This is a genomic window from Alteromonas profundi, assembly GCF_010500865.1.
GTDB classification, from domain to species: Bacteria; Pseudomonadota; Gammaproteobacteria; order Enterobacterales; family Alteromonadaceae; genus Alteromonas; species Alteromonas profundi.
Genome location: NZ_JAAAWN010000050.1, coordinates 1 through 5984, shown reverse-complemented (window position 1 = coordinate 5984; position 5984 = coordinate 1). Strand labels below are relative to the sequence as shown.

Sequence of the window (5984 nt, the reverse complement as noted above, 5' to 3'; positions counted from 1 at the left end):
TATGCCCACAATCAACATCAACAACGGGTACAGGGACGACAAAACGCCAGGCGATTACTGGGGTAGCGGTGCATCTAAATAACCAATTCGCTAAATTTACCACCCCTTTTACCACCACTTCACGCTATTGAACAAATCCCCTTAAGCGAAAATAAGGCGTATACCCACTCCAGCCTGTACTACCTATCTAAATCAACCAAATCATAAGATAAATCTATTTGCTCAATAAACCATAGACAATTATAGCTAATGAGACAGGCATATCATGTGTAACTCAATACATAGCTATGCGTGTCTTGTTTAGTATCTTGTTTTTAAATATCCCTGTCTCATTTAAGGGGCGTTTAGTATCTTGTGTTTAAATATGCCTGTCTCATTTAGGTGTCTTTAGGCGTGTCATTTAGGGGGCGCAGTTACAGAGAAACCGTTTCTAGTGCTTGCTTTGCCGATGCTAGGCGAATGTCACTGCCGGCCATATTTAAACCTTCAGCATAAACAAAGTTAATGTCTTTAATACCTATTAAAGCAAATACGTCATTTAAATATTGAGTTTGAGAGTCTTTCGCGGTGCCCTCGTAAAGTCCGCCTCGCGTGGCAACTACAAAAAGCTTCTTATTTTCTAGTAAGCCTACTGGGCCATTTTCAGTATAGCGAAAGGTGACGCCAGCACGAGCTATGCGATCAACCCAGGCTTTGAACGTAGAGGGGACGCCAAAGTTATACATGGGCATAGCAATAACAATAGTGTCGCTGTTTTTAAGCTCCTCAATCAAAATATCTGAAGTGGAGGCTAATGCGTTTTGCTCGTCAGTACGTTGTTCAGGCTCGGTGGACCACGCACCAAGTTCGGCTTGCGTTAGGTGTGGCAATGGCTCTTTGGCTAAATCTCGCTCTACAACATTTACACTCGCGTTTGACTTGAACTGCTCCACTAGCGACTGGCTCAGTATCGTTGACTGACCTTGTTCGCCACTAAGAGATGATTTTATAAACAAGATATTGTGCATTGCTGTCTCCTTTTGTTGAAACCTTTATCTTATAAATCGATGCGTCGATTGTTGTAATAGCTATTATTTTACAAACGATGATAAAATAGTATTTCGTAAATACGCACACACCATTCTATTTAAACGAACGTAATAAATTTCCGCTCTCTCATATAGTTATTACGATAGTACTTCCCTCTACTGGATGTGGTTTTTCTATACAGTGTTTCTCCGCGCGCTAAGTTATGAATAATAAAGCGCAGGTGAACTACGTATTCATGCCCCATAGGATAAAGAGATTTAGAGTGATTATGTGATGAGTATGACCTTACTCTGTTTATATCATTCTAAAATTTGGGATGTATTGGCCATTTTTTATCAATATAGACAGTTTCCAAACAGGTTTAATATGTACTCTATAATTCCACTTAAACGGGAAGAGAATGAACTATATTAGAAAGTCAGAGCAGCGTGGCACGGTAAATCTTGGATGGTTGCAAAGTAGACACAGCTTTTCTTTTGGTAGCTATTACGATCCCAACCATATGGGCGTGTCTGTTTTACGGGTGATCAACGACGATATCATTTCCCCGGCTAAAGGTTTTGGAATGCATGCCCATCGCGATATGGAAATTATTACTTACGTGACGAACGGCGCATTGAAGCACGAAGATAGTATGGGGAATAGCTATGTTGTTCCTGCTGGCGACGTTCAAAGGATGAGTGCTGGACAAGGGATCATGCATTCTGAGTTTAATGCGTCTGATACAGACACGGTAAAGCTGCTACAAATTTGGATTGAACCAAATGTTAAGGGCACTTTGCCTAGCTATGAACAGAAAACAGTGAAACAAAAGGGGGCTCTAACGTCTCTGGTTACACCAAATGGTAAAGAAGGGTCTTTGTCAATTCAGCAGAATGCCAGCATTTACCGGTTAGTATTAGCGCAAGGTGGTTCGTTTGTTTTGCATACTCACCAAGGCATGGGATATTTGCATATTATAAAGGGGGCTCTTAAGTTGGAGGGGAGCGATTTTTATGCAGGTGATGCCTTTGCCGTAAGTAATGGCCACGCGTATGAGATTAAGGCAACGAAGCCTCTCGAAGCACTTTGGTTTAGCTTACCCACAAGCTAAATTTTTCTTAGTGCATTCGCTAGGCTATCGATAAAAAAGACCGGTATAGCACCGGTCTTGTAGGCAGTCTCTTTAATGGGTTTAATACAAAATACAATACTTAACGTTTAAAGGGAGGACGCTTACCCGACTTAACCTGTTTCTGGGCAGCTTGGCTTACTTCTTCAAACTGCGCTATGTCAACCACTGGAACTTCTACCACACGGCGGGTGTATGGTGGCTTTCCATTAAAGCTAGTAACTACACGCTTGCGTACTGTTTCTACTTCACCCAACTCCTCGAACTGTGCCACATCTTGAACGGGTATCTCTACCATCTTACGTTTAAAAGGAGGCTTACCTTGCGTATCTACTATTTGCACGGTTTTAGTGCTTTGCGCCATCGCTAATGCACTACAGCTAAATCCCGCTACTGCTAACCCCAATAACGCTAAATGTTTCATAGCAACCTCTTTAATTTCCTATATTAGGCGCATAATCTACTAAAAAATAGTCGCGGATTTTAGCCTTTCTCGTGATAGCCAATCTCTATCAGTAGGGCGGTTGATTTACTGTTTTGGTGCTAGCGCTTGGTGCGTCATGCACCAATAAGGCGCGTTGCGGGTTGGGGCTATAAGAAAAAAACACGGTAGAACATGGGGTTATTTATGGCCAAACACTTGCTTTACTTAAGTATTATTCTTTACGAAGGTATTCCCTATGCGTATTCTCGGGTTCTTCATTGCTCTTGTCTTTTTATTGAGTTTTCAAACGCGGGCAGATGACTTTCCTATTCGCTTAAACTTAACTAAGAGTAACGGAAATACGCTATATGTAGGGGCGCTACTTGCGAACAAGGTAGCGGCCTCCTTTATGATAGATACTGGTTCCTCAGTGGTTGTATTAAACCAGAAAACCCTCGACGAACTTAAAGCCGCGGGAGGCACAATTGTAAAGACATCCCAAATGGGCGCACGTTTAGCTAACGGACGAATTCGCATGGTGCAGCGCTATCAAATTGAGACGCTGTCTCTTGGTGAAGACTGTGCGTTTCGAAACGTGGAGGTTGCGGTGATGAAGAACAGCAATAATATTTTAGGGATGAGCTTACTAACTACAACAGCACCATTTGCTATTTTTTCGCAGCCCGCTCAGCTAGGGCTTAGTCAATGTGGTAGTTCCCAGCTTCACATTGCCGCTGTCGAGCACTAATAGTAAACCATTGTTAGTAGGGCACTGCTGCATACTGGAAAAAAGAGGGCGGTAATAGGCATCAAGTATTATCGCAAAGGCTAACGGGCCTGTTATTTTGAAAGATAGGTTGTTTGTAAAGCGCGGTACAATGGAACTAGTTCACGATAGCTTTTAACTAAGCTTAATAAAAATCTTGCCCATCCCACCACGCCAGCAATTGCACTTGTTAGCGCATCGATAAACAACGCAACTATTTTACTTGAAAAAAGGAACTGGATGCTGAAAGTGTTTATTGCTTTCACCGCTATAGCGGGTGGGTCTTGAGGGTGTGAGGCTAAGACAAAATCGAAATCTTTTTTCACCATTACTACGCTTTTACCGCCACTTTTTATATGGCCTTGTGCGTATTGCTTTAGCGAGGCACTAAGTGCAAGTAAGGCTTTACGCACAATATCATAGCTTTTTGCGGCAAAGCGAAAAAAGCCACGTGCCAGATTATCTGCTACTTGCACTATTTTTTTTACCCCATTAACGAACCAGCGCCAAAGGCGTTTCACGCCATCCCACAGTTTCATGCCTAAGCGTTTAACTCGAGCATACGCGCTATTAATCGCCTCGGTAGAATGTAACTTTTCCACTGCTTGCTTGCTAAAATCTGCTTCCTTAACCTGTGTGTTTGTGTTCGAGACAAGATTTGGCGATTTAACTGTGGTATAGAATTCTATAGACAGTTGCAGTGCTTGATTCTTTGCCTGCTTCGTAGGTAACCCCACTAAAGTATGCCAAAACTTGGTAAGCGTATTATTTAGTTGAACGCTACGTACGGGCGACTGAATTTTTCGTCCTGCTCGATATTTTCTTGTACGATTAATACTGAAGCCTTCCACGCGATAATTGTCGGCGTTGTTGATTTCTATCGCAAACCCTAGTAACCATAACTCCACCCGTGCTATAGATATAAGAACACGCCGAAGTATTTCTGCTTGCTCTCTTGTTTCTTTTCTGGGGGCACGCATCGCCGCAATAGCGTGCTCAAGCATACCGTCTGAGTCTAGCAGCACCGTAAGCCAATTATCGGCCGTATTAGCGTCGTGGGTTAAGTAGCTAAGCGCACGTTTTGCCGATGCTACCTGTTTCTTACTTAGCCCTGTAAAGGTATAGGCTGGTTTATGTTCAGCTAATCCGTAGGCCCACATTCTTAATTGAACGGCACGGTTAAATGCTGTTAAAAAGGCGCCGTTAGATCGTTGCCATTTAGCAGGAGATATAGGAGTTTCAAAACTTACCAGTTCCTGCAATGTTTTCCAAGCTTGCTCCCCCAGCCAGCCGTCTTCTTTAAGGCCCGCATCCCGTTGAAAGCGACGCACATTTTGTTGAAAGGTTTGTGATTCTTGAATCTTCGGAGAAATATTTTTTCGCGGCTTGTCTTTTAAATAGCCGAGTAGCCACAACTGTTTGGCAATAACATGAAATCGAACGGGGTTTAATAGGTTCAATTTTTGGCTACTGCCTGGTTCTTCTATAAAGTCTGTAAGCGCTACGGCTGGCGCATCTATAATGCTTTGTCGTTGCGCCGCCAGTACTAATTGCATTGCACGATCGCACTTGTTAACCAATGTTTGATTAGCAAGTGGGAACGGTTTTTGTAATAGAGGTAATGAGCACACTAATCAAATGCACCTTTCACCAGTTCGGCCAATGCCTGTCGTGTTTTTATCCCCCCCTCGATAGCCGACTTATGCAACTCCATAGCTGACGCTGGTATGCCTCCCTCGTCGTTGGTAAGAAAGTTATACGAGTCACCATCAAATTTGTATAACGATTCGGCTACAAGCTTTACGGTTTGGGATGAAACAGCTTGCTGCACGGCCGTTTCTATATCAGTAAAATTACCAGTGCCAGTAAACGTGACTTTTCCGGTAAAGGTTTGAACATGAAGGGAAGATAAGTCCTTAATCTGTTCGTTTAGTTTCTCCAGGGATGATTTTAAGGTCATGACAGTGGTTCCATTTAAAAATACACGTTAAAAGAGGGGATAGCTTTTGCTTTAAAGTTATTACCCAATGATTCCAATGTAAGGAATACGTACTTATAAAAGTTAGGCGACCGGACTGTACCGCCGCCCTGACTAGATTCGTTGATGATGTGTTTTTAAGCGCGCAGATTTCTTCAGCGCTAAGGAGCCCCCTGTAGGTAGTTACCGTCTGAAACTGTTTCGAATATGCGTTTTTTAGTAAATCCCGTGCTCGGCTCACAAAGTGTTCCCATCATATTTAGACGTTATTGCTAATACAAAAAGAGACGAAAAGAATCCATGCAAATACGGGCTTAAGCAAAGAGGAGGGGCCCAAGAAGAACATTGCACCGTTTGTAGCACCTCCTACTTACAAGGCTTATTGCAGGCGTTCTGCACTAAGCGGAGGCGACAAAAACGTTCATTTCTATTTTTATCAGTATATGAAAGTATCGAGAAACATCCAGTCGACAGCGAAATTTTTCGCTTGGGGACGAGCGGTACACCAGTTTATGTTCAAAAAACAAAACTAATCAAGACAGGCATATGGTAAGCGTACGGCCATAACACGTTGAGCTTATTTTTAGTGCCCACTCATTTTTAAGTGGACACCTATTTTTAGAGTGCGTCGGTCGTTTGCGTGTGAGTCAAATCGATGTTCCACGGCAACAGTTCA

Annotated in this window: 6 protein-coding genes; 2 read left to right on the top strand and 4 right to left on the bottom strand. The window is 42.8% G+C overall.

Going from position 1 to position 5984, the window contains the following annotated elements; all coding sequences use genetic code 11:
• Positions 1 to 413 precede the first annotated feature (413 nt).
• Positions 414 to 1007: an FMN-dependent NADH-azoreductase gene (locus GTH32_RS18725; RefSeq protein WP_163088658.1), complete on the bottom strand. Its 594-nt coding sequence runs from the start codon at positions 1005 to 1007 to the stop codon at positions 414 to 416.
• Between the two features lie 422 nt (positions 1008 to 1429).
• Between GTH32_RS18725 and GTH32_RS18720 the strand changes: the two genes are divergently transcribed.
• Positions 1430 to 2122 carry a pirin family protein gene (locus GTH32_RS18720; RefSeq protein WP_163088656.1) on the top strand — a complete coding sequence of 231 codons (693 nt, stop codon included), beginning with the start codon at positions 1430 to 1432 and terminating at the stop codon, positions 2120 to 2122.
• Between the two features lie 100 nt (positions 2123 to 2222).
• On the opposite strand, the gene GTH32_RS18715 is transcribed toward GTH32_RS18720, so the two are convergent.
• Positions 2223 to 2564 carry a hypothetical protein gene (locus tag GTH32_RS18715; RefSeq protein WP_163088654.1) on the bottom strand — a complete coding sequence of 114 codons (342 nt, stop codon included), beginning with the start codon at positions 2562 to 2564 and terminating at the stop codon, positions 2223 to 2225.
• Positions 2565 to 2820: 256 nt separating this feature from the next.
• On the opposite strand from GTH32_RS18715, the gene GTH32_RS18710 reads away from it, so the two are divergent.
• A complete protein-coding gene (locus tag GTH32_RS18710) occupies positions 2821 to 3312 on the top strand; it encodes a retropepsin-like aspartic protease (RefSeq protein WP_163088652.1) in 492 nt (163 codons plus the stop codon).
• A gap of 92 nt (positions 3313 to 3404) precedes the next feature.
• On the opposite strand, the gene GTH32_RS18705 is transcribed toward GTH32_RS18710, so the two are convergent.
• Both GTH32_RS18705 and GTH32_RS18700 read right to left on the bottom strand, forming a co-directional pair.
• A complete protein-coding gene (locus tag GTH32_RS18705) occupies positions 3405 to 4886 on the bottom strand; it encodes a peptidoglycan-binding domain-containing protein (RefSeq protein WP_163088650.1) in 1482 nt (493 codons plus the stop codon).
• A 74-nt stretch (positions 4887 to 4960) separates the two neighbouring features.
• Complete coding sequence (locus GTH32_RS18700; RefSeq protein WP_163088648.1) at positions 4961 to 5290, bottom strand: hypothetical protein; 330 nt, start codon at positions 5288 to 5290, stop codon at positions 4961 to 4963.
• Positions 5291 to 5984 lie beyond the last annotated feature (694 nt).

Bases quoted from the DNA above. Each gene is read 5' to 3' on its own strand.
- GTH32_RS18725 (WP_163088658.1), bottom strand. From the start codon at position 1,007: ATGCACAATATCTTGTTTATAAAATCATCTCTTAGTGGCGAACAAGGT.
- GTH32_RS18720 (WP_163088656.1), top strand. From the start codon at position 1,430: ATGAACTATATTAGAAAGTCAGAGCAGCGTGGCACGGTAAATCTTGGA.
- GTH32_RS18715 (WP_163088654.1), bottom strand. From the start codon at position 2,564: ATGAAACATTTAGCGTTATTGGGGTTAGCAGTAGCGGGATTTAGCTGT.
- GTH32_RS18710 (WP_163088652.1), top strand. From the start codon at position 2,821: ATGCGTATTCTCGGGTTCTTCATTGCTCTTGTCTTTTTATTGAGTTTT.
- GTH32_RS18705 (WP_163088650.1), bottom strand. From the start codon at position 4,886: ATGCAATTAGTACTGGCGGCGCAACGACAAAGCATTATAGATGCGCCA.
- GTH32_RS18700 (WP_163088648.1), bottom strand. From the start codon at position 5,290: ATGACCTTAAAATCATCCCTGGAGAAACTAAACGAACAGATTAAGGAC.